Consider the following 20,547-nt stretch of genomic DNA (forward strand, 5'->3'; position numbering starts at 1 on the left):
CATGAAATAATGGTGACAGTCGCCCCATGCGCTCAGGCCGTGGGGCATGGGCGACGCCATCTGAACGCAAACAGCCCGCCCTGACGTCATATGTCTGGCGCGGCATGGGGTGGGTGCCCCGCCCCTGCGGCAATGCCTTTGTCACGAAACCAGGCGGCACACAAACTCCACCCGATGCTTCAAAAGAGGCTACCGCCAACGTGACAAACTTCACAATGCAGAGAATTCGAAGATGTTAGGGTCACATCTACAACGCGAACTATTTGGCGACCACAGTGAAATCAACAAACTTGAACTCTTTGGGGAGGCGGCAATGGCAGCGATTTCAGGTACTGGCTGGGAACTTCTTATTAGCCGCAAAGTCGAGCATATGAGGGGCACCAGACGCAGGACAGTTGGTACCTATAAAGTCTTTCACAACGGCACGGCAGTAACGGGTCTATCGGGGTTCGTGTGTGAATCTCGCGGCCCAGGCGACAATTCCAAAGAAGACAATGGCAGGCGCATCGAGCCCGGCACCTATCCGCTGGCGACACAGGCCGGAGGCAAATATGTGACGATCGGCTACACTGGCGCCAAGACGCCACCCAAACCTGGACTCGAACTGCTGAAGACCAACAAGCGCACCGAAATCCTGATCCATCCGGGCGTCAATTTCCTGTCCAGCGTCGGATGCATCAACCCGACGAAGAAGGTGAGCGGTCCGCTTTCCGACATGGATTTCACGGAGAGCCGGACACGCGTAATCGCCCTCATCGACGATCTGAAAACCTTTGCCGGCGGTGGCTTCCCGAAAAGCAACGGCAAGCGAATCCCCAATGCTTCGGTGGTCGTCGAAGGCGAACCGGTGCTGTCGACCGAGAGTGTCGAGAGCGTGCTCGAAGCCGTTGCGGGCGATCCGAACAAGGGTTTGCCAGCAGCGGTCTTCCAGAAATTCGCGCAGAGACCGGCAAGCGGTTCCAAGCGAACAATCTATGACGGTTACATCGGCGCCTTTACCTCCGACAAAGGCCTCAAGACACTTGGCGATCATGGGGTGTGCAACAACTATGATCGGCTGATGCATTTCTTCGCTCAAGCGGCGATGGAAACCGGTGGCTTCACCCTCATTCGCGAATCCCTGACCTACACGACCGTGGCGGCAATCCGGAACGCATGGAGGTCGCGAGCCGCGGGCAAGACCGATCAGTGGATCGAGGACAACCTGCTGCGCAAGCCGCAAGCCCTGGGCGACTGGGCCTATGGCGGCCGCATGGGCAATGTGAAAGGAACGTTGGACGGCTTCAATTTCCGCGGCGGCGGCACGTTCCAGACCACCGGGCGCGACGCGTACACGGCCAAGGGCAAGCTCGCCAAGGTCGACCTCGCCAATCATCCTGAACTGATCGAGGATCCGCAGATTTCGCTGCTCGCAGCTTGCGCCGAATGGAAAGGGTCAGGCTGCAATGCCTTTGCCGATGCCGGCCTGATTAAAAAGATCTCGCGCGCGATCAACGTCGGCAACGCCAATTCCACCACGCCGGCCAATGGCGAAGCGGATCGGATCGCCTGGCACGAAAAGATTTTCAAGGCGGTGAAGAATGCCGGACTCGTCGGCTGAGCATGCCTCGGATCACGTTCGGCAACACCACGTCATCATAATTCAGAGATAACAATCTCTGTGTCGACTAGGATGGTGATGCGCGGGGCGAAACAGGAGGAGTTTCGCCATGTCCGAGTTGAGCGGTATCGTGAGTTTGTTCCTGATCGCGGCGGCGTTCCTGACGTCGTGCGATACGCAGCAGCCGCCAAAGGCGGCGACGCAGCTGTCCACGCTTCATGCAGCAGAATAATTTAGAAACTGTCGGGTTGCACTGAAAAGGCCCCCGTTTCGGAATTCGGGGGCCTTTTCACGTCAGGCGTCAGCGCAGCTGATCAATGCCAATACGGCGTGACCTTGTAGTAATCATAGGAAGCATCACGTGCGGCCTCGCCATCGGCGCCGGCCAGTTCATTGATCGAATAGGCGGGTGCTGCCTTCAGCTGCTCCTTCGAGAACGGCACGACATAGCCGCCCTTGTCCTCGTCATAGTCGAGGCTCGCCCACGGAATGGCGTGATACTTCTCGCCAATGCCGAGAAATCCACCGAACCCGATCACCGCGAACATGATGCCGTTCGACGTCTTGTCGAGCATGATGTCCTCGATGCTGCCGATGCTCGTGCCTTCGGTGTTGTAGACCGACGTGCCGATGACGCGCGAAGCGGCGATGGCTTCGGTGTGGCCTGTCTGGGTGGTCATGGCTGCTGCTCCTCATGTCGTTGATCGATACTTTGACAATGAGGTGCGCGGGCGAAAGTTCCCGTTTTTCGAGCGGCGGGCGGTTACTCCGCGAGGATGAACGTCACCTTCATGTTGACGCGATAGGCCGCGATCCTGCCGTCCTCGACGACGATCTTCTGGTCCTGGATCCAGGCGCCTTCGACGTTCTTCAGGGTCTTTGAGGCGCGCTCAATCCCCTTCTCGATGGCGTCCTGAAAGCTCTTTTTCGACGACGACGTGATTTCGGTGACGCGGGCGACGGACATGGCTTCCTCCTGCCAAGACGCTCATTTGCAGGAGCGAGCCTACAGCCGGCTTATGCCTTCCACAAGCAGGGCAGCGCGCGCGCCATAGCCGAAACCATCAGCCTCGGTTCAGGTCAGCAGCATTCTTGGCGATGCGGTCGAATGCCATCAGTCTTTCGAGCAGCGCCGGCATGTCCTTCAGCGGCAGCATGTTGGGCCCGTCGGAGGAGGTCGAATTGTCGGGATCCTGGTGGGTCTCTATGAACACGCCGGCGACGCCGACGGCAACGGCAGCCCGCGCCAGCGTCTCGACAAAGCGGCGCTCACCACCGGAGGAACCGCCCTGCCCGCCCGGCTGCTGCACCGAATGGGTGGCGTCGAAAATCACCGGCGCGCCGATCTCGGCCATCAGAGGCAAAGCCCGCATGTCCGACACCAGCGTGTTGTAGCCGAAAGACGCGCCGCGCTCGGTGGTCAGCACATTGAGGTTGCCCGAACCGGTGATCTTGGCCACCACGTTCTTCATATCCCAGGGCGCCAGGAATTGCCCCTTCTTGACGTTGATCACCTTGCCGGTCTTGGCGGCGGCGACCAGCATGTCGGTCTGGCGCGACAGGAAGGCCGGAATCTGCAGCACATCGACATGGTGTGCGACGATCGCGCACTGCTCCTCGGTGTGGACATCGGTCAGAATGGGAACCGAAAATTCCTTGCGCAACTCGTCGAACACCGGAAGCGCCGCGTCCATGCCGGCGCCGCGCGTTGCCGACAGCGAGGTGCGGTTGGCCTTGTCGTAGCTGGTCTTGTAGACGAGGCCGATGCCGAGCTTGCCGGTCAGTTCCTTCAGCGCGCCGGCCATGTCGAAAGCGTGCTGGCGCGATTCGAACTGGCACGGGCCGGCGATCAACGCCAAGGGCCCGCTGTTGTCGAAGACGACGTTGCCGACGGTTACCGACGAATTCGGCGCCAGCGAATTGGGCCCTTGCGGCTTGCTCATGGGGTCTCCCGGAAGATGAAAGCCGCGCCCTGCCCGGATGCCGGCTGCACGACAATTTCGTTGCCCGCTATATCGTGCCGGACGGCGTTGTCTGCAAGCAGCCTCGCGACAGTGCCGGCACTGCGGGCCGAAAAGACAATCGCGGCGAAGCGAACTCTTGTCGGCGCACCGGCCGGAATGTCGAAGCGCGCGGTGAAAGCCGCAGGATCCAGAACGGTCAGACGCGCATTCGGCAGGTCGAAGACCGCGCTGCTCTGCTGCTCCGAGCCAACCACTGTCGAGATCAGGCTGATCTGCGTGGAAGGCGCGTCGCTGATCGCGACGATTTCGGCAATGCCGGTCACGCCGTTGGCATGGGCCTGCAGTGCTGTACGGTCGATTTGAGGGGCGTTGATCCGCTCGCAAGCGAACAGAAAGGCGTCCATCGTCTCGGCGCCGGCGGCGAAAGCCAGTTTGAACGAGGCCATGTCGCTCTTTCCGGCCGTGTCGGTGAAGGCGCGGGAAAAGCTCAGTACGTCTCCCGCCGACAGGCCGGCTTTGATAAAGCGCGCATGGTCCGCATCGGCATCGTCGGTGGCCAGCACCACGGCGGAAAAGCCCTCATCGCCCAGCCTGGCGCGATTGAGCCGGTCGCGCGCGACAAAGACATTGCCACCGGCAAATGCCTCGTCTGCAGCCTGTTCATTCCCGACCGCCAGCGGTTCGAGGTAGGTGCCGTCGGCGAAGAAGACGCAGCAATTTTCGGTGCCGAAAGGGTGGATGCCGGTTGGTGCGACGATGAAGCCAAGCGATGTCAGCCGCGCCCGCGCCACGGCGAGGCTCGCCGTCGGCAGCACCAGATGGTCAAGCGGATGGGTCGTGCTGGTCATGCCGGCGCGGTGTGCATCATTCCCGAAATTGGTTCAAGGCCTCTTGCCGGCCCGATCAGGCCGCCGCCACGATATCGGCCGAATAGCGCAATTCGCGCAAGGGTTTGACCCGGCTGGTCGTCTCGGCATAGAGCGGGTGCGCCTTGTATGCGGCAAGCGCGGCATCGTCCTCGAACTCGGCATAGACGACCACGTCGATCGCATCCGACAGCGGATCGACCTTGGTGTTGAGCGTCACCTCGAAGAGGCTTGAATGCGGGATCTTGCCCAGTGTGAGCAAGCCCGTGCGCACGGCCTCGACATCGTCCTTGCGCCGCGCGCTGAAGAAAACGATATGCCGGATCACGCCTGCCTCCACGTTCGATTTGCGGCATGTTTTGTGTGAGCGGGACCGTCGCGTCAACCGCCACGATGTCGCGCCCGGCAATGCCGGCAGGCGACTTTGCAGAGGCGCAAAAAGCTAGGCTTTGCCGGTGACGTAGCGCACGACGCGCGACATCTCCCTGACCGTCGTGTCGAGATAGCGGCCCTGATTGTAGAGGCCGTCCCAGATCAGGAAAAAGGCGATGGCGGTGATGACGATGACGTAACGCATGGCTGAAACTAACGTATGTGGCTGTTCGTAACCACAGCGATTTCACCGGCGGTCGCTCGCCCTCACGGATTCTGGCCCCAGGCACGCCACCTGGGCCAGTGCCGGGCACGGCTTGCCTCTTGAAGTTCCCGTCGATGCGGTGGAAGATTGTGGCCAAAATTCACGCAGGCTACGGCGTTCGCGCCTGACGAATGAAAGTGGAGGATGTGGAGGCCGGCAGATCTTGCGCCGCCCCCGCGGAAGTCCAGGGGGGTGTGAGATGGCTGTCAGGGAATACAAAGGCATCGGCGACGCCATCAGGCTGGACGAACTCAATTTCGCCGAGATGGTCAAGGGCCTGCCGGCCAAGGCGCGCATGGTGCTGTCGGCGGCGATGAAATTGCCGCGCGGTTCGCTGAAGGTGAGGATGCCGGATGGCCGGGCGGTTCTTGTCGGCGGCAACGGACCCGGCCCGGATGCCGAACTGGTGTTGAAGAACTGGCGCCTGCCCGGCCGTGCCTTTTCCGGCGGCACCATCGGCGTTGCCGAATCCTACATGGACGGCGACTGGGAAAGCCCTGATGTAACCAGCTTCCTGGAACTGTTCGTCGTCAACTCGGCCGTTGGCGAACGCATTGCCGGCGGCGCCAGCTGGCTCATCAACACGGTCCAGCGCATCCGCCACTGGTTCAACGAAAACACCCGCACAGGCTCGAAGCGCAACATCTCGGCGCATTACGATCTCGGCAACGCCTTCTACAAGCAATGGCTCGATCCCAGCATGACCTATTCGTCGGCGCTCTATGCGACCGGCGCCAACGACCTGGAAAGCGCTCAGGCCGCCAAATACCGCGCGCTGGCCAAGGATACGGGCATCGGCAAGAAGGACCATGTGCTCGAGATCGGCTGCGGCTGGGGCGGTTTTGCCGAATTTGCCGCGCGCGAGATCGGCTGCCGCGTCACCGGCCTGACCATCAGCCGCGAACAGCACGATTTCGCCAAGGCGCGCATCCAGAAGGCGGGACTGTCTGACAAGGTCGACATCAAGCTGCAGGATTACCGAGACGAAACGGGCACTTACGACCGCATCGCCTCGATCGAGATGTTCGAGGCGGTCGGCGAAAAATATTGGCCGGTATTTTTCGGCAAGATGAAGGCATGCCTGAGGCCCGGCGGCACCGCCGGCCTGCAGATCATCACCATCAACGAGGCCGCTTACGACACCTATCGGGCGCGGCCGGATTTCATCCAGCGCTATGTCTTCCCAGGCGGCATGCTGCCGACGCCGTCGATCCTGAAGACGCTGGGCAGCGACCATGGCCTTGCCCATCTGCGCGAGCGCGTCTTTCCGGACGACTATGCCCGCACGCTTGCCGAATGGCGCAACCGCTTCTGGGCGTCGTGGGAAAAGATCGTCCCGCTCGGCTTCGACGACCGCTTCAAGAAGCTTTGGGAATTTTATCTCCACTATTGCGAAGCCGGCTTCAGGGCCAGCTACATCGACGTGCGCCAGGTGGTCTACAAGGCCTGATCCGAAGCGTGATTGAGCGGGCGTATGCCCGCTCGTTTCCCTGTTACCTGCGCGTTTGCCTCAAAGCAGGATGCGATACTTCGCAAACCCGGATTCGCCCTCGCCGGCCGGCTCGATCTTGAGCGATTTCACCCCAAATATGAAATCCTTCGCTTTGGGGCCGGTCTCGAACACGACGCTGGTGCCGGGCAGCGGCGTGAACGACCAATTGTCGTCGGCCGAGGGGTTGATCGTGCCTTCGCTGACGACGTAGCGCACGATCACGTCGCGGTTGGTGTCCGGCGCCTCGTAGATGATCTTCGAGGCATTGATGTCGGGGAAATTGCCGCCACCGCCGGCGCGGTAATTGTTGGTGGCGACGACGAATTTCGCTGCCGGATCAATCGGCTTGCCGTCGAAGCTGAGGCCGACGATGCGGTTCGAGCCGGCATTGGCGACGCCACCCTTGGCATCGTATTTCGGCAGCTGCGACAGGTCTATTCCGTAGCTGACGCCATCGATCACATCGAAATTGTAGGACGGGAATTCGGTGTCGATGAGCGCCTGGTCGGCTTTGCCCGGCTCGATCTTCCTGAAAATGCCGGCCGACATTTCCAGCCATTCCTTCACTTGCGCGCCGGTGATTTCGACGGCACGAACCGTGTTCGGATAGAGATAGAGGTCGGCGACGTTCTTGATGGCGATGTCGCCCACCGGCACGTCGGTATAGTAGTCGGCGCCGTTGCGCCCGCCGGCCTTGAAGGGCGCCGCCGCCGACAGCAGCGGCACGTCCTTCCACTGCGTGCTTTTTAATATGTCCTTGAGGTACCAGCTCTGCGCCTGGTTGACGATCTGCACCGACGGATCGTCGGCGACCAGCGCGAAATAGGAATAGAGCGGCGCCGAGGTCTTGCCGACCGGTCGGCGGACATAGGCAAGTGTCGCCTCATGGTCCGCCTTCAGCGCATCGACGACGCGCTGGTCGTCCGCCACCGTCGGCTTGTTTGCCTTGTCGACGCGCTGGTAGATCGGCCTTGCCTCCGATGTGGCCGAGGCTACGCGCCATTTCGATCCGTCCCGTTCCAGAAGCAGATCGATCAGTCCCATATGCGAGCCCCAGAAACCGCCCATCACGGCGGGCTTGCCCTGCAGCGTGCCTTTCTCGGTGTCGACGCCTTCGAGCGCCTGAAAATCCTTCTTGCCGGGGAAGACGAGATGCTGATGGCCGGTGAACACCGCATCGATGCCTTCGACGCCGGCGACGAAGAAGGAGGCGTTCTCCATGCCGTCGCCCTGCTTGATATCGATGCCGGAATGCGAGAGCGCGATGACGATGTCGGCGCCCTCCTCCTTGATCTGCGGCACCCATGCCCTGGCCGCCTCGACGATGTCGCGCGTCCTGACATTGCCTTCCAGGTTCTTCAGGTCCCAGACCATGATCTGCGGCGGCACAAAGCCGATGATGCCGATCTTGATCGGCTGCTCGGCGCCCGACCCGTCCTTGATCTTCTTGTCGAGGATGACATAGGGCCTGAGGTAGAGCTTGTCGTCGCGCGGTTTGGCGGCAAGCTCGGTGCCGCGGATCAGATTGGCGCAGACGAAGGGGAAATTGGCTCCGGCCAGCACCTTGTCGAGGAACGACAGGCCGTAATTGAACTCGTGATTGCCGAGCGTCGAGCATTCATAGCCCAGCAGGTTCATGCCCTTCATGATCGGATGCAGATCGCCTTCCTTGAGGCCCTTCTCATAGGCGATGTAATCGCCCATCGGATTGCCCTGCAAAAGATCGCCATTGTCGATCAGCATCGCATTGGTGGCTTCCTTGCGCACCGCCGCGATCAGTGAGGCCGTCCGTGACAGGCCCATCGTGTCGTTGGCTTTGTCGGCGTAGTAGTCGTAAGGCAGCACATTCACATGAATGTCGGTGGTCTCCATGATCCTCAGATGCGCCTGATTGGCCTGCGCGCGGGCGGAAAACGGATGCAGCATGATCAGCGCCCCGCTGGCGGCCGTACCGGCAAGAAAACTACGGCGGGAGACGGGGTAATTGAGATGCGGCATTGGTTTTCCTTCCCAGCGACGTGACAAGATCCCAGCCCCGGGCGGAAGCTTCGCGCCGAAAACCGGCCATGTCCATCGGGAAGTCAGTCGATCAGCAAAAGGTGACGGCTGGATGAATATCCTTGGCCGCGGTTGAGAACCTCAGCCCTTGTCATCGTCGCCCTGGGTGATCAGCCGCGCGCTGCGCTGGCCGGTGAAATAGATCCATAGCCAGCTAAGCGACACCGAGAGCCGGTTGCGGAAACCGATCAGGAAGTAGATATGCGCCACGCCCCACAGCCACCAGGCAAGCCATCCCGTGAGCTTGATCGAGCCGAAATCGATCGCGGCTGCCCACTTGCCGATCGTCGCCAGGTCGCCGGCATGTTTGTAGCGGAAAGGCCGCGGCGCGCCATCGCCGGCCAGCCGCGCCCTGATCGTCGCGGCGACATGCTTGCCCTCCTGCTTGGCCGAGGGCGCCACGCCGGGCACCGGTTTGCCGTCCGGCCGCAAGACATGCGCGGTGTCGCCGATGACGAAGATTTCAGGACTGTTCGGCACGGTCAGATCGGGCTCGACCATTACCCTGCCCGCCCGGTCCACCGGCGCGCCCAGCCACTCTCCCGCGGGTGAAGCCGCCACGCCGGCGGCCCACAGGATGGTTCGCGCCGGCAGATGCGTATCGCCAAAGACGACGCCTTCGGCATCGAGGCGCGTGACGGCGCGGCCAAGCTCGACCGTGACGCCCCGCCGCTCCAGCGCCTTGCGCGCATAGTCGGACAGCTTTGGCGCGAAATTGGCTAGGATCCTGTCTCCGGCCTCGACCAGCACCACACGCGCCTCACGCGTGTCGATGTTGCGGAATTCGCCGCGCAGCGTTTCATGCGCGAGTTCGACAATGGTGCCGGCAAGCTCCACGCCGGTCGGGCCGCCGCCGACGATGACCAGTGTCAGCAGTGCCTGGCGCTTGGCCGGATCGGTCTCGCGCTCGGCCTGCTCGAAGGCGAGCAGGATGCGCCGCCGAATGGTGGTTGCGTCTTCAAGCGTCTTCAGCCCGGGCGCGAAAGGCTCCCATTCGTCGTGGCCGAAATAAGCATGACGCGCGCCGGTGGCGAGCACCAGCGTGTCGTAGGGAACAGAACTGCCGTCCTCAAGCAGCACGCGTTTGCCTGGACGGTCGACGCCGGTGACGTTGCCGAGCAGCGTCGTCACGTCCTCGCGCTTGCGCAGCAGATGACGGATCGGCCAGGCAACTTCCGAGGTCGCCAGCGAGGTGGTCGCCACCTGGTAGAGCAGCGGCTGGAAAAGGTGATGGTTGCGCTTGTCGATCATGGTGATGCGCACGGGTGCGCCGGCCAGCGCCCGCGTGAGTTCGAGACCGCCGAACCCTGCGCCGACGACAACGACATGATGGCTGGTTTCACTCATCGCATTCACCCCTGTTTGTCTCCCTCTATCTAGCGATTTTTGTGCACCGCAACAATGTCGCGGCGAGCTAGATTGCCGCTTAAGGCTGCCCAGGACTCGTCGCCGGATGTCGCGAATGCCTATGTCGGCAAGCATGGACGGGTATAGCCTTGCAGGCTGGAACCACGGGAGTGAAGCATGGCCAACGACGATGACAAAGATGGCAAAGGGCGGGGGCAATATTCTTCGCCGCCTTGCTTCATGCACGAACTCGATCCGGAATTTCGCGCGCCATTGACCGACTGGACCGATGTGCGCCGTTGGCGCAAGGCCGAGCGCGAGCGTCTGATCGCGGCACGGTTGGCGGTTTCCGCCGATGCGCGGGTGGCGATGTCGCGGGCTATCGCCGAAGGGCTCGACGCGGCAATCGGCGACATTGCCGGCCGCATGGTCAGCCTCTATTGGCCGTTTCGCGGCGAGCCGGACCTGCGGCCGTGGATGGCGTCGATCAACGAACGCGGCGGCCGCACGGCGCTGCCCATCGTGATCGAGAAAGGCCAGCCGCTGATCTTCCGCGCTTATGTGCCCGGCGACCGGCTGGAAAAAGGCATCTGGAACATCCCGATCCCGGCCGAAGGCGAGCCGGTGCTGCCCGACATCGTCATCTCGCCGATCGTCGGCATCGACCCGCGAAACTACCGCCTGGGCTATGGCGGTGGCTTCTTCGACCGCACGCTGGCTGCCATGCCGTTCAAGCCATTGGTCATCGGCGTCGGCTACGAACTGCAGCGCATAGCCACCATCTACCCGCAGCCGCACGACATCCCGATGGACCGGCTGGTGACCGAGGCTGCTCAGGGCTAGGCCAGTTCCGGCTTCATGCCCATGGCGGTCCGGTCGACGATCTCGCGCAAGGCGAACGATGAGTTGATCTTGGTCACATGCGGCATCGCCGACAGCCACTCCTTGTGGATGCGCTCATAGTCGACCAGGTCCTTGGCGGCGATGCGCAGGATGTAGTCGTATTCGCCCGACATCAGGTGGCACGACAGCACATTCGGGCAGCGCTTGATCGCCGCCTCGAAATCCGACAGCGTCTTTTCGAACTGCCCCGACAGCGATATGTGCACGATCGCCGTCATCTGGTGGCCGAGCGCGGCATTCGAAAGCCGGGCATGATAGCCGCGGATGGTGCCGGATTTCTCCAGATTGTCGAGCCGGCGCGAACAGGCCGACTGCGACAGGCCGACCCTTTCAGCGAGCGCCGCATTGGGTATGCGGCCATCCTTCTGCAGTGCCTCGAGAATGGCGATATCGATCCTGTCGAGCGGCATTTACAGTGATTCCTGCGAAAATTATGCAATTTCGCGCAACGATTATCGAAACACGTCACCTCGCGCAAGCGCATTCGCAAACACCTGCGCAACGATTCGTGGTTCACTCGGTTGATACAGGGAACGAGCCCGAAGGGCCGGATCAGGAGAAGACTATGCGCGTCGGCTGCCCCAAGGAAATCAAGAACCACGAATACCGAGTCGGCCTGACGCCGGGCTCCGTCCGCGAATATGTCGCGCATGGCCATGAAGTGCTGGTCGAAAGCGGCGCCGGCGCCGGCATCGGCGCCGATGACAATGCCTACCGCGCCGCCGGCGCCACCATCGCCAGGACCGCCGCCGACGTGTTCGCCAAGTCCGACATGATCGTCAAGGTCAAGGAGCCGCAGCCCAACGAATGGGCGCAGCTGCGCGAGGGCCAGATCCTCTACACCTATCTGCACCTGGCCCCGGATCCGGAGCAGACCAAGGGCCTGCTCGCGTCCGGCGTCACCGCAATCGCCTATGAGACCGTAACCGACGACCGCGGCGGNCACGCCGCTCTTCCGATCGGGACCCGGACCGGAAGCGCAAAACGCAGCTTGCCGGCGCGGCCATGCTCGGCGGCGGCGTCGTCGGCCTGCATGCCGCCCGCATGGCGGTCGGCCTCGGCGCCGACGTCACCATCATCGACCGCTCGATCCCGCGCCTGCGCCAGCTGGACGACCTCTTTACCGGCCGCGTCCACACCCGCTACTCCACAGTCGAGGCGCTTGAGGAAGAATGCTTCTCGGCCGACATCGTCGTCGGCGCCGTGCTCATCCCGGGTGCTGCTGCACCCAAGCTGGTCACTCGCGAAATGCTGTCGGGCATGAAGAAGGGCTCGGTGCTGGTCGACGTCGCTATCGACCAGGGCGGCTGCTTCGAGACTTCGCACGCCACCACCCATGCCGAGCCGACCTATGAGGTCGACGGCGTGATCCATTACTGCGTCGCCAACATGCCGGGCGCCGTGCCGGTGACCTCGGCGCACGCGCTCAACAACGCGACGCTGCATTATGGCCTGCAGCTGGCCGACAAGGGCCTGAAAGCGCTGGTCGACGACCACCATTTGCGCAACGGCCTCAATGTCCACAGGGGCAAGATCACCAATCGCGCCGTCGCCGAAGCACTCGGCTATGAGCTGGTCGAACCGAAAGTGGTTCTGGCTGCCTGACAGACGCCTTAATCGACTCAAGCAGTTCTGCCTCCCTCACCCGCCGGTTGCGCCGGCGGGTTTTTTATTGGCCGCGTGCTCACAAATTGCGGGCTCTAAGGCAACATCACGGCGAAACGGCCCGGCTTGGCGGTGCTTTTGCCTGCCGATGTGGCATTTTTGTCATTCCAATATTGGCGAGCGTCCTGTTAGAACACGGACGGGTTTGTTCTTATGCTAAGGGGCTAAAATGTTCATCTCTGCTAAATCCGTTCTTCTCGGGGCCGTTTCGGCAATGGCTTTGATATCGGTAGCGCATGCCGCCGATGTTGTGCAGCCGGTGGAAGAACCTGCCGGTTTCAACTGGAGCGGCGCCTATGTCGGCATCGGCGGCGGCTTCGGCGCCACCGTGCATCGCATCAGCGTCGACCCGGTGATCGACTTCAACGGGATCGGCGGCAACGGCGTGTTTGGCGAAATTACCGCCGGCTACGACTATATGGTCTCCGAGCGCTTCCTGCTCGGTGGCTTCATCGACGCCAACATCGGGAATATCGGTCCGTCGATCAGCCTTCCGGGCGCTGATATCGACCTGACGAACGCTTATGGCTTCGACGTCGGCTTGCGCGCCGGCTATCTCTTGAACCCCGATACGCTCGGCTATGTGCTCGGCGGCTACACCTGGAACCATTTCAAGCTCGAGGGTTCGGGCTTTGCCGACGGTCTCGATTTCACGGAGAACCGTGGCGGCTATGTCGTCGGCGTTGGCATGGAAACCGTGCTGCGCGGCAACTGGACGATTAAGACCGAGTACCGCTACGCCAACTATGGCGACGACTCGGTGGCTGACCTCGGCATTATTGGCGGCCCGGGAACCTCTCTGGATGTCGAGCCATCCAGCCACACCTTCCACATCGCGGCCAACTACCGCTTCGGCGCCCAGGATGGCGGTCTTGAAAATGCGATTCATNGCGGCGAAGGCGTGTTCGGCGAGGCGAGCATCGGTTACGACCATGATTTCGGCGGCTGGGTCGCCGGCGTTCTGGTCGACGCCCGCTATTCCGGCATACGCTCGAAGCTGGACATTCCGGGTGGGTCGATCAAGGGCGATACCGACTATGGCTTCGATGCCCTGGCCCGCATCGGCGCCAAGGTCAACGAATCGACGCTGGCCTATGTCCTCGGCGGTTACAGCTGGCAGCATTTCGACCTGCATGCCTCCTCGCCCGTTGGCGACATCGTCGACTGGGGCTCGAGCGGCTTCTCGGTCGGTGGCGGCCTGGAAACGGCCGTTTCCAGCAACATGACGCTTGGTCTCGAATACCGCTATTCGCAGTATGAGAAAGAGGATTTCGGGTCGGACGGCTTCCTCACCGACGAGCCTTCCTTCCAGACCGTTCGCGTCGGCGCGAAGTATAAATTCAACTAAACGCCGCACACACACACGGCAAAGGCCCGTCGGTCAATTCCGGCGGGCTTTTTCTTTGCGCAAAATTCCTGGCGCCGGCATTGAACAGGCTGGCGGACAACAAAAAAGCGGAGCCAAAGCCCCGCTTCCTCGTTGTCGAGATCGCCGCCGGTTCATCCGCGGTCGGCAAACCCATCGACACTCGTCTTTTAATGGACGAATGCGACGGGAGTGCGACAGTTCACCGGCAGTCGGCGCGCCACCAGGCCGGCGACAATCGCGGCGCTTGTGTGAAGTGCTTCACATCAGCCATTCGAAAAACATGTGCAGACAGGGATGCCAACTTGACGGCTCGTGCCGTCACACGGTTCCCAACTGCCCGCCAGACCACCGGCGGGCATCTTTTTGTCAGAAACGCTCGATGCGGCACTGATAACAATTGTTGCGCGCCGAGCGGACGTGGACATAGGCGATGTCAGCGCGCTCAAACAGCGTCTCTGCCCGCGCCGCAATGCCGCCAGTCGGAATGACGCCGCCGCTGCCATAGACGATGCGGTCATCCGCACCATAGCCGCGCACGATATAGCCGCTGCTCTCAAGCATCTCTGGAAGCGCTTCCGTCTCGGCTGCGCGTTCGCATTCCTGCGCATGCAGGAAGATCGGTCCTGTCTCGGCGTAAGGCTGCAACGCCGGAAATGGCCGATAGGCCATGATCAGATAGCCATCGCCTTCGGCGACGTTTCTCAGGCAATGCCGGCACGGCACCCCGTCGCCATCTGAAACCTTCCGCTCCGGCGTTTGCCCGTAGGCGTCCGGCCCGCCGCGCTGCAGCGCTCTCACATCTTCTGTCGGCAAGGCTTTGAACTGGACGGTCATGGCTAAATCTCCGGTGTGGTTGACCGGAAATTATGCCCCCGCCGAGGTGCTTCCCACCCGATTCCTGTCAACTGTCAGCAGCCCGGCCAGTCTCAGGCCGGACTGCTTCGGCATTGGGCAGGTCCCGCGCCGGCTCAGCGGATGAAATCGTCGAAGCGGCGCAGCGTCACCCGGCGCCTGCGCCAGTTCTCGTCCTGGGTCGGCACGAGCAGGAATTCCTCGCCATGAACGGTCGGTTCGGCCTTCAGTCGGAGAAAGTCACGGCCGCATGACGCTGGCCGAGCGCTCGGCGAACGACAGCGGATGCACGGTCTCCTTCTTTTGCGCCACCGGCGCAAAACCGAGCTTCTGGTAGAGCGGCAAGGCAGCCGGATGGTCGAGCGTGCAGGTCTGCACCGTTACCCGTTTCGGCCCATACGACCATGCTGCGGCAATCGCCGCACCGAGGAACCAACGGCCGATGCCTTGCCCGGTCGCATGTTCCATCATACCGAAATAAGCGAGCTCGACCTCTTCCGGCAGATGCGGCTTGAGGTCGAAGAACCCGGCTGGCGCGCCGTCAAGATAAAGCACCCGGATGTCGCGGTCCTCGCGGTGGATCCCGGCGGCAAGCTCGTCATCGTCCAGCCTCAGCACATTGACCCAGTGCCATTTGCGCCCGACCCGATCCATCAGATAGCGGTAGAAATGCAGCGGAATGTCCTTGGTCCTGAGCAGCGCGATCTGCCTGTTGTAGGGCAAGGGCGGCGAATAGGCCGGCGGCACATGCATTTCCAGAAACGTGACCGTAACCTCGATGTCGTCCAGCGCGCCATTTTCCATTGCCATCATTCCTTGCCCGTCACCACGGGCGTGTCTGCCAGCCCGCCCCATTCCGTCCATGAGCCGTCATAAAGGCGGTTGTCGGTGTGGCCGAGCGTCTCCAGCGCCAGAGTGACGACAGCCGCCGTGATGCCGGAACCGCAAGAGGTGACGACCGGTTTCGACAGATCGATACCGGCATCCTCAACGGCCTTGCGCAACTGGTCCTTCGACAACAGCGCGCCATCCTGTGACAGCGCCGAATAAGGCAAATTGTGCGCGCCGGGCATGTGGCCGGAGCGAACACCCGCGCGGGGCTCTGGCTCGGCGCCGGTGAAGCGGCCCGCGCCTCGGGCGTCCGCAATCTGGCTCTCGCCAGTCTCGACGATGCGGCGCATGTCGGCAAGGCTGGCGACGCGAGCGGCATCGAAATCGGCATGAAACACATTCGGCGCGATCTTGGTCGGCTCCGCCGTCACCGGCCGGCCCGCCGCCTTCCAGCGGTCGAAGCCGCCGTCGAGCACATAGACCTGGAACACGCCCATGACGCGGAACATCCACCAGGCGCGCGGCGCCGAGAAGAAACCCGGACCGTCATAGACGACAATGGTGTCGTCGGCCGAAATTCCCATGGCGCCTACATATTGCGCGAAATGCTGTGGCGAGGGCAGCGTGTGCGGCAGCTTGGCATCAGGATCGGAGGCCGCATCATGATCGAAGAATCGCGCACCCGGAATATGCGCAGCCTCATACTCGGCGCGCGCATCGCGCTTCTGCGCCGGCAGATACCAGGATGCATCGACGATCGTCAGGCCGGGCTCGCCAAGACGGCTCTGCAACCAGTCCGCATCGACGGTGAAAGGGCTGTCATCGGCCATTGTTCTTCTCCTGCTCCGCCTTGGCGAAGCATTGCTTCCTGTTGACCATGATCTTCCCCGAAAACCAGCTTCCACTTTTCGGGATCATGGTTCGTTCAAGCTACCGGCATTGGTCCGAAGCGAATGCGAAAACGCCGGTTTTCGCGGCCCTTCTTCTCGATCTTGCCGATATGGATTTCACCGACTTCGCCGGTGCTTTTGACATGGGTGCCGCCGCAGGGCTGGCTGTCGATCGAAGCGTTGTCGCCGATGCAGACCAGGCGGATCTTGCCGGTGCCGGCGGGCGGCCGGACAGTCTTGGATTTCACCAGGCCAGGATTGGCTGCCAGTTCCTCGTCGGTGATCAGCCTGATGAAGATCGGATGATCGGCTCGCACCAGTTCCATCAGCCCGGCGGTGACGTCTTCCCTGGTGAAGCCGGCATCGGGAGCGTCGAAGTCGACGCGGCTGTCATCTTCGGAAACCGCAGCACCGGTAATCGGAAACGGACAGACGACGGTGAGCAAATGGCAAGCTGCGTGCATGCGCATCAGGAGATGCCGCCGCTCCCAGTCGATGGCGAGTTTCACCCGCTCGCCGACCTCGGGTGCCGGCTGCTCCGGCGCCGGCACATGGATGATCTCGTCCTTGGTCTCGCCGGTGATGGTGGCGGCAATGGCGATGCGGCTGCCGTCGGCGCGCTCTAATGTTCCGGTATCGCCAGGCTGGCCGCCCGATGTGGCATAGAAGATGGTCCGGTCGAGAATGATGCCGCCGCGCTCGTTGATGGCGACAACAGTGGCGTCGGCCGCTCTGAGATAGGCGTCGTCGCGAAACAGCGCTTCTGTTCTGTGCGCCATCAGGCGACCTTCTCATACGGCACCGGAATTGTGCTGCGCTCATCCATCCAGCCCGGCACCGGCAGGTTCTTCTCGCGCAGGAATTCCGGGTTGAACAGCTTCGACTGGTAGCGCGTGCCATAGTCGGCAAGGATAGTCACGATGGTGTGGCCGGGGCCAAGCTCGCGCGCCAGCCGTATCGCGCCGGCAATGTTGATGCCGGTCGAACCGCCGACGCACAGGCCTTCTTCCTGGATCAGGTCGAAGACGATCGGCAGCGCTTCCTCGTCCGGCACCTGGAACGAGAAGTCCGGCGTGAACCCATCGAGATTTGCCGTGATGCGCCCCTGCCCTATCCCTTCGGTGATCGAGCTGCCGTCGGACTTCAATTCGCCACTCGTGTAGAAGGAATAGAGCGCCGCACCCAGCGGATCGGCGAGCGCGATCTTGACGTTGCTGCTCCTGGCCTTCAGCCCGAAGGCGACGCCGGCCAGCGTTCCGCCCGAACCCACCGCCGAGACGAAACCGTCGACCTTGCCGCCGGTCTGCGTCCAGATTTCTTCCGCCGTGGTGCGGATATGGCCGTCGCGATTGGCAACGTTGTCGAACTGGTTGGCCCAGATCGCGCCGTTCGGCTCCGACCTCGCCATCTGCTCGGCTAGCCGCCCGGACAGTTTCACGTAGTTGTTGGGGTTCTTGTAAGGCACCGCCGGCACTTCGATCAGCTCGGCGCCAAGCAGCTTGATCGTGTCCTTCTTTTCCTGGCTCTGGGTGTCGGGAATGACGATCACTGTGCGATAGCCCAGCGCCTTGGCAACCAGCGTCAGGCCGATGCCGGTATTGCCGGCCGTGCCTTCGACGATGACCCCGCCCGGCTTCAACAGCCCGCGCTGTTCGGCGTCGCGGATTATGAACAGGCCGGCGCGATCCTTGACCGACTGGCCGGGGTTCATGAACTCGGCCTTGCCCAGGATCTCGCAGCCGGTCTGCTCCGAGGCCTTGTTGAGGCGGATCAGGGGCGTGTTGCCGATCGCTTCGATCACAGAACGGGGCATCCGGGATTCCTTATGTAGCTGCGGCGAGACCCTAGAAACCCGAAGCTTGCGTTTCAAGGTAAGAATTCGCCTGGTCCAGAGCATGATGCCGAAAAGTGTGAGCGGTTTTCGGCCGACATCAACTCTATTCCCTTGATTCAGAGTCGGATGATGGCAGGTCTGTTCGATCTGCCATCATCCGACGCTGGGCGCATTTCGGGCACTGCAATCTCCCGCGGCCGGACATCGCGCGATGACGATCATTTCAACCAGTACGGAAAAGCGCTCTTTTCATTCGATTTTTTCACCGCTAGAGCACTAATGACAGATCGGCAGGGCGCAGAATGACACTTTACCGGGCCAACCCGAAGCACGGCGTCGCCTGGATAACCGGCGGCAGCAGCGGCATCGGCCGTGCGCTGGCAAAGGACCTCGCGGCAAAGGGCTTTGTCGTCGCGGTCACCGCACTCGACGGCGACCCACTCGACGCGCTCATCGTCGAGACGGCGCAGATGCCGGGACGTGTCGTGGCCTACCCTTGCGACGTCACCGATGAGCCGCGCATGGCAAGCACGGTGGCGGCGATTGAAAAGGAGCTCGGGCCGATCGTGCTCGCCGTCTTCAACGCCGGCAACTACATCGCCACGCCCGGCGAAGACCTCAGGGTCCGCGACTTTCGCCAGACCTTCGAGGTCAACTATTTCGGTATCATCAATGGCCTCGTCCCGCTCATGGAGCGCATGCGCATCCGTGCGCGCGGCCATATCGTGCTTGTCGGATCGGTCACAGCCTATTTCGGCTGGCCGACCACGGCGGCCTATGGCGGCTCGAAGGCGGCGATCAACATCCTGGCCGAGTCGCTGAAATACGATTTCGACAAGATGAATGTCCGGATCCAGGTGATGAATCCGGGCTTCATCGACACCCCGCTGACCGAAAAAAACATGCTGCCAATGCCGGGACTGATGCCGGTCAACCGCGCCTCGCGCCGCATGCTGCGCGGCATCGAGCATGGCGGCTTCGAGGTTACCTTCCCTCACCGGCTGAGCTGGGGGCTGAAGCTGCTGGCACTGCTGCCAAGGCCAGTCTGCCGGTGGTTCATCAGCACGGCGACCCGCTGGACAGGGCGGCCGCTGAATTTCGACCGCAAGCCGCCGAACGAATAGCTGTCCACAGCCCGGCTGTTGCCTGACTGCACCGGCCGCCATAGGCTTTAGAATTGTTGTGGTGTCTGAGATGGGGCGACGGATCGTGCTTGCGGTGCTGGGCGTCGTCATCATCCTTGTCCTGGCCCTCCTGCTTGGTCCGCGCGTTCCCGTCGACACAACAATCAGCTTCGACCCCAAGGTGATCGGCGACGATCCGCAAGCGTATATCGCGCGTGAAGAGGCTACCGTTCCCAACGTCCGCGACGCGCTCGAGAAAGAAATCATCTGGGCCGATCCGATGGTTCACGCCAGGACGGCATTGGCGATCGTCTATATCCATGGCTTTTCGGCATCGAAGGGCGAGGTTCGCCCGCTGGCCGACGAGGTCGCCGACCAACTCGACGCCAACCTTTTCTACACCCGCCTCACCGGTCATGGTCAGGACGGCGCTGCTATGGCGCAAGGCAGCGTCAATGCCTGGATCAACGACTATGAGGAGGCGCTCGCCATCGGCCGGGCCATCGGCGACAAGGTGATCGTCATCGGCACCTCGACCGGTGGATCGCTGGCGGCATGGGCGGCGACTGAGCCTGGCGCATCGGACGGCGTCGCTGCAATCGCATTCATCTCGCCGAATTTCGGCGTCAGGGCTGCAGGCGCCGAGCTGCTGACCATGCCCTGGGGCAGGCAGATCGCCGAGTTCGTCGGCGGCAAGGAGCGCAGCTTTACGACCCGCAACGCGCTGCACGAGAAACTCTGGACGCACACCTATCCAATGGCGGCCGTGCTACCGATGGCGGCGCTGACCAACCTTGCCTACGCAGCGCCTGTGGAGAAGGCAACCATACCGGCGCTGTTCATCTTCTCGGATTCCGACAAGGTGGTGCGCCAGGATCGCACCCGCGAAATCGCCGGCCGCTGGGGCGCACCGCATGAACTGGTGCCCGTCGACGACAATGGCGATCCCGACAACCACGTCATTGCCGGCGACGCGCTGTCGCCCTCGACCACGGCATTCCTGGCGCAGCGGATCGTCGTGTGGGTTCAGGCAACTACCGGGCAGCCCTAAACGAAAAAGGACGGCCGAAGCATTGCCCCGGCCGTCCTCATATTCAATCGTCAGCAATCAAGCC

At 62.2% G+C, this 20,547-nt stretch carries 21 protein-coding genes and 2 pseudogenes; 8 read left to right on the top strand and 15 right to left on the bottom strand.

Going from position 1 to position 20,547, the window contains the following annotated elements; translation table 11 throughout:
• Window positions 1–109: 109 nt before the first annotated feature.
• Together X727_RS1000000168670 and X727_RS1000000169670 are read left to right on the top strand one after the other, a co-directional pair.
• Window positions 110–1,600: a hypothetical protein gene (locus tag X727_RS1000000168670; RefSeq protein WP_196815024.1), complete on the top strand. Its 1,491-nt coding sequence runs from the start codon at window positions 110–112 to the stop codon at window positions 1,598–1,600.
• 109 nt (window positions 1,601–1,709) lie between these two features.
• Window positions 1,710–1,832 (top strand): hypothetical protein, encoded by a 123-nt coding sequence (locus X727_RS1000000169670; RefSeq protein ID WP_023835249.1) that lies wholly within the window; start codon window positions 1,710–1,712, stop codon window positions 1,830–1,832.
• Between the two features lie 82 nt (window positions 1,833–1,914).
• Here X727_RS1000000169670 and X727_RS137630 read toward each other — a convergent pair whose 3' ends face one another.
• From X727_RS137630 to X727_RS1000000169675, 6 genes are all read right to left on the bottom strand, one after another.
• Window positions 1,915–2,280 carry a PRC-barrel domain-containing protein gene (locus X727_RS137630; RefSeq protein ID WP_023668909.1) on the bottom strand — a complete coding sequence of 122 codons (366 nt, stop codon included), beginning with the start codon at window positions 2,278–2,280 and terminating at the stop codon, window positions 1,915–1,917.
• An 83-nt stretch (window positions 2,281–2,363) separates the two neighbouring features.
• Window positions 2,364–2,567 carry a dodecin family protein gene (locus X727_RS137625; protein WP_023668908.1) on the bottom strand — a complete coding sequence of 68 codons (204 nt, stop codon included), beginning with the start codon at window positions 2,565–2,567 and terminating at the stop codon, window positions 2,364–2,366.
• Window positions 2,568–2,664: 97 nt separating this feature from the next.
• Window positions 2,665–3,543, bottom strand: coding sequence for a 3-deoxy-8-phosphooctulonate synthase (gene kdsA, locus X727_RS137620; protein ID WP_031204764.1), 879 nt, complete (start codon window positions 3,541–3,543; stop codon window positions 2,665–2,667).
• Window positions 3,540–4,412 (bottom strand): VOC family protein, encoded by an 873-nt coding sequence (locus tag X727_RS137615; protein WP_023835251.1) that lies wholly within the window; start codon window positions 4,410–4,412, stop codon window positions 3,540–3,542. Before X727_RS137615 ends, kdsA begins: the two co-directional genes overlap by 4 nt.
• Window positions 4,413–4,467: 55 nt before the next feature.
• A complete protein-coding gene (locus X727_RS137610) occupies window positions 4,468–4,758 on the bottom strand; it encodes a Dabb family protein (protein ID WP_023835252.1) in 291 nt (96 codons plus the stop codon).
• 114 nt (window positions 4,759–4,872) lie between these two features.
• Window positions 4,873–5,007, bottom strand: coding sequence for a hypothetical protein (locus X727_RS1000000169675; protein ID WP_023668905.1), 135 nt, complete (start codon window positions 5,005–5,007; stop codon window positions 4,873–4,875).
• A gap of 259 nt (window positions 5,008–5,266) precedes the next feature.
• Between X727_RS1000000169675 and X727_RS137605 the strand changes: the two genes are divergently transcribed.
• On the top strand, window positions 5,267–6,517 hold the full coding sequence (locus X727_RS137605; RefSeq protein WP_023743028.1) for a cyclopropane-fatty-acyl-phospholipid synthase family protein: 1,251 nt from the start codon (window positions 5,267–5,269) through the stop codon (window positions 6,515–6,517).
• Between the two features lie 60 nt (window positions 6,518–6,577).
• Here X727_RS137605 and X727_RS137600 read toward each other — a convergent pair whose 3' ends face one another.
• Together X727_RS137600 and X727_RS137595 are read right to left on the bottom strand one after the other, a co-directional pair.
• Window positions 6,578–8,557, bottom strand: a complete 1,980-nt coding sequence (locus X727_RS137600) for a bifunctional 2',3'-cyclic-nucleotide 2'-phosphodiesterase/3'-nucleotidase (RefSeq protein ID WP_023835253.1) — start codon at window positions 8,555–8,557, stop codon at window positions 6,578–6,580.
• Between the two features lie 141 nt (window positions 8,558–8,698).
• A complete protein-coding gene (locus X727_RS137595; RefSeq protein ID WP_023668902.1) occupies window positions 8,699–9,964 on the bottom strand; it encodes an NAD(P)/FAD-dependent oxidoreductase in 1,266 nt (421 codons plus the stop codon).
• 177 nt (window positions 9,965–10,141) lie between these two features.
• Here X727_RS137595 and X727_RS137590 point away from each other — a divergent pair, with 177 nt between their 5' ends.
• The gene (locus X727_RS137590; RefSeq protein ID WP_023691270.1) at window positions 10,142–10,807 is read left to right on the top strand and encodes a 5-formyltetrahydrofolate cyclo-ligase; all 666 of its coding nucleotides are present in this window, start codon (window positions 10,142–10,144) and stop codon (window positions 10,805–10,807) included.
• Here the strand turns inward: X727_RS137590 and X727_RS137585 are convergent.
• Window positions 10,804–11,277, bottom strand: a complete 474-nt coding sequence (locus X727_RS137585) for an Lrp/AsnC family transcriptional regulator (RefSeq protein ID WP_023668897.1) — start codon at window positions 11,275–11,277, stop codon at window positions 10,804–10,806. The two genes, X727_RS137590 and X727_RS137585, sit on opposite strands and share 4 nt — an antisense overlap.
• Window positions 11,278–11,432: 155 nt before the next feature.
• Here X727_RS137585 and X727_RS01000000165150 point away from each other — a divergent pair.
• Window positions 11,433–12,472 (top strand): annotated as a pseudogene (locus X727_RS01000000165150) (alanine dehydrogenase).
• Between the two features lie 274 nt (window positions 12,473–12,746).
• The gene (locus tag X727_RS137580) at window positions 12,747–13,880 is read left to right on the top strand and encodes an outer membrane beta-barrel protein (protein ID WP_155923624.1); all 1,134 of its coding nucleotides are present in this window, start codon (window positions 12,747–12,749) and stop codon (window positions 13,878–13,880) included.
• Between the two features lie 387 nt (window positions 13,881–14,267).
• On the opposite strand, the gene X727_RS137575 is transcribed toward X727_RS137580, so the two are convergent.
• From X727_RS137575 to X727_RS137555, 6 genes and pseudogenes are all read right to left on the bottom strand, one after another.
• Window positions 14,268–14,735: a DUF1203 domain-containing protein gene (locus X727_RS137575; RefSeq protein WP_023745030.1), complete on the bottom strand. Its 468-nt coding sequence runs from the start codon at window positions 14,733–14,735 to the stop codon at window positions 14,268–14,270.
• Window positions 14,736–14,869: 134 nt separating this feature from the next.
• A pseudogene (locus tag X727_RS1000000169255) lies at window positions 14,870–14,962 on the bottom strand (OmpA family protein); the annotation flags it as partial.
• Between the two features lie 31 nt (window positions 14,963–14,993).
• On the bottom strand, window positions 14,994–15,557 hold the full coding sequence (locus X727_RS137570; RefSeq protein WP_023682574.1) for a GNAT family N-acetyltransferase: 564 nt from the start codon (window positions 15,555–15,557) through the stop codon (window positions 14,994–14,996).
• Between the two features lie 5 nt (window positions 15,558–15,562).
• On the bottom strand, window positions 15,563–16,414 hold the full coding sequence (sseA, locus tag X727_RS137565; protein ID WP_023691267.1) for a 3-mercaptopyruvate sulfurtransferase: 852 nt from the start codon (window positions 16,412–16,414) through the stop codon (window positions 15,563–15,565).
• Window positions 16,415–16,509: 95 nt separating this feature from the next.
• On the bottom strand, window positions 16,510–17,253 hold the full coding sequence (locus tag X727_RS137560) for an alanyl-tRNA editing protein (protein ID WP_023745027.1): 744 nt from the start codon (window positions 17,251–17,253) through the stop codon (window positions 16,510–16,512).
• Entirely contained in the window at window positions 17,253–18,287 is a 1,035-nt protein-coding gene (locus X727_RS137555) for a cysteine synthase A (protein WP_023672785.1), read from the bottom strand. The genes X727_RS137560 and X727_RS137555 overlap by 1 nt, the downstream gene beginning before the upstream one ends.
• A 323-nt stretch (window positions 18,288–18,610) precedes the next feature.
• On the opposite strand from X727_RS137555, the gene X727_RS137550 reads away from it, so the two are divergent.
• Window positions 18,611–19,432 (top strand): SDR family oxidoreductase, encoded by an 822-nt coding sequence (locus X727_RS137550; RefSeq protein ID WP_023672784.1) that lies wholly within the window; start codon window positions 18,611–18,613, stop codon window positions 19,430–19,432.
• Window positions 19,433–19,502: 70 nt separating this feature from the next.
• Window positions 19,503–20,483: an alpha/beta fold hydrolase gene (locus X727_RS137545; protein WP_023835255.1), complete on the top strand. Its 981-nt coding sequence runs from the start codon at window positions 19,503–19,505 to the stop codon at window positions 20,481–20,483.
• Window positions 20,484–20,547 lie beyond the last annotated feature (64 nt).

Origin of the sequence: Mesorhizobium sp. L103C105A0, from assembly GCF_000502215.1 — a bacterium.
GTDB lineage: Bacteria > Pseudomonadota > Alphaproteobacteria > Rhizobiales > Rhizobiaceae > Mesorhizobium.

What these genes read in the sequence shown, in the direction of transcription:
- X727_RS1000000169670 (WP_023835249.1), top strand. Translation starts at nt 1,710, where the DNA reads ATGTCCGAGTTGAGCGGTATCGTGAGTTTGTTCCTGATCGCGGCGGCG.
- X727_RS137630 (WP_023668909.1), bottom strand. Translation starts at nt 2,280, where the DNA reads ATGACCACCCAGACAGGCCACACCGAAGCCATCGCCGCTTCGCGCGTC.
- X727_RS137625 (WP_023668908.1), bottom strand. Translation starts at nt 2,567, where the DNA reads ATGTCCGTCGCCCGCGTCACCGAAATCACGTCGTCGTCGAAAAAGAGC.
- kdsA (WP_031204764.1), bottom strand. Translation starts at nt 3,543, where the DNA reads ATGAGCAAGCCGCAAGGGCCCAATTCGCTGGCGCCGAATTCGTCGGTA.
- X727_RS137615 (WP_023835251.1), bottom strand. Translation starts at nt 4,412, where the DNA reads ATGACCAGCACGACCCATCCGCTTGACCATCTGGTGCTGCCGACGGCG.
- X727_RS1000000169675 (WP_023668905.1), bottom strand. Translation starts at nt 5,007, where the DNA reads ATGCGTTACGTCATCGTCATCACCGCCATCGCCTTTTTCCTGATCTGG.
- X727_RS137605 (WP_023743028.1), top strand. Translation starts at nt 5,267, where the DNA reads ATGGCTGTCAGGGAATACAAAGGCATCGGCGACGCCATCAGGCTGGAC.
- X727_RS137600 (WP_023835253.1), bottom strand. Translation starts at nt 8,557, where the DNA reads ATGCCGCATCTCAATTACCCCGTCTCCCGCCGTAGTTTTCTTGCCGGT.
- X727_RS137595 (WP_023668902.1), bottom strand. Translation starts at nt 9,964, where the DNA reads ATGAGTGAAACCAGCCATCATGTCGTTGTCGTCGGCGCAGGGTTCGGC.
- X727_RS137590 (WP_023691270.1), top strand. Translation starts at nt 10,142, where the DNA reads ATGGCCAACGACGATGACAAAGATGGCAAAGGGCGGGGGCAATATTCT.
- X727_RS137585 (WP_023668897.1), bottom strand. Translation starts at nt 11,277, where the DNA reads ATGCCGCTCGACAGGATCGATATCGCCATTCTCGAGGCACTGCAGAAG.
- X727_RS137575 (WP_023745030.1), bottom strand. Translation starts at nt 14,735, where the DNA reads ATGACCGTCCAGTTCAAAGCCTTGCCGACAGAAGATGTGAGAGCGCTG.
- X727_RS137570 (WP_023682574.1), bottom strand. Translation starts at nt 15,557, where the DNA reads ATGGAAAATGGCGCGCTGGACGACATCGAGGTTACGGTCACGTTTCTG.
- sseA (WP_023691267.1), bottom strand. Translation starts at nt 16,414, where the DNA reads ATGGCCGATGACAGCCCTTTCACCGTCGATGCGGACTGGTTGCAGAGC.
- X727_RS137560 (WP_023745027.1), bottom strand. Translation starts at nt 17,253, where the DNA reads ATGGCGCACAGAACAGAAGCGCTGTTTCGCGACGACGCCTATCTCAGA.
- X727_RS137555 (WP_023672785.1), bottom strand. Translation starts at nt 18,287, where the DNA reads ATGCCCCGTTCTGTGATCGAAGCGATCGGCAACACGCCCCTGATCCGC.
- X727_RS137550 (WP_023672784.1), top strand. Translation starts at nt 18,611, where the DNA reads ATGACACTTTACCGGGCCAACCCGAAGCACGGCGTCGCCTGGATAACC.
- X727_RS137545 (WP_023835255.1), top strand. Translation starts at nt 19,503, where the DNA reads ATGGGGCGACGGATCGTGCTTGCGGTGCTGGGCGTCGTCATCATCCTT.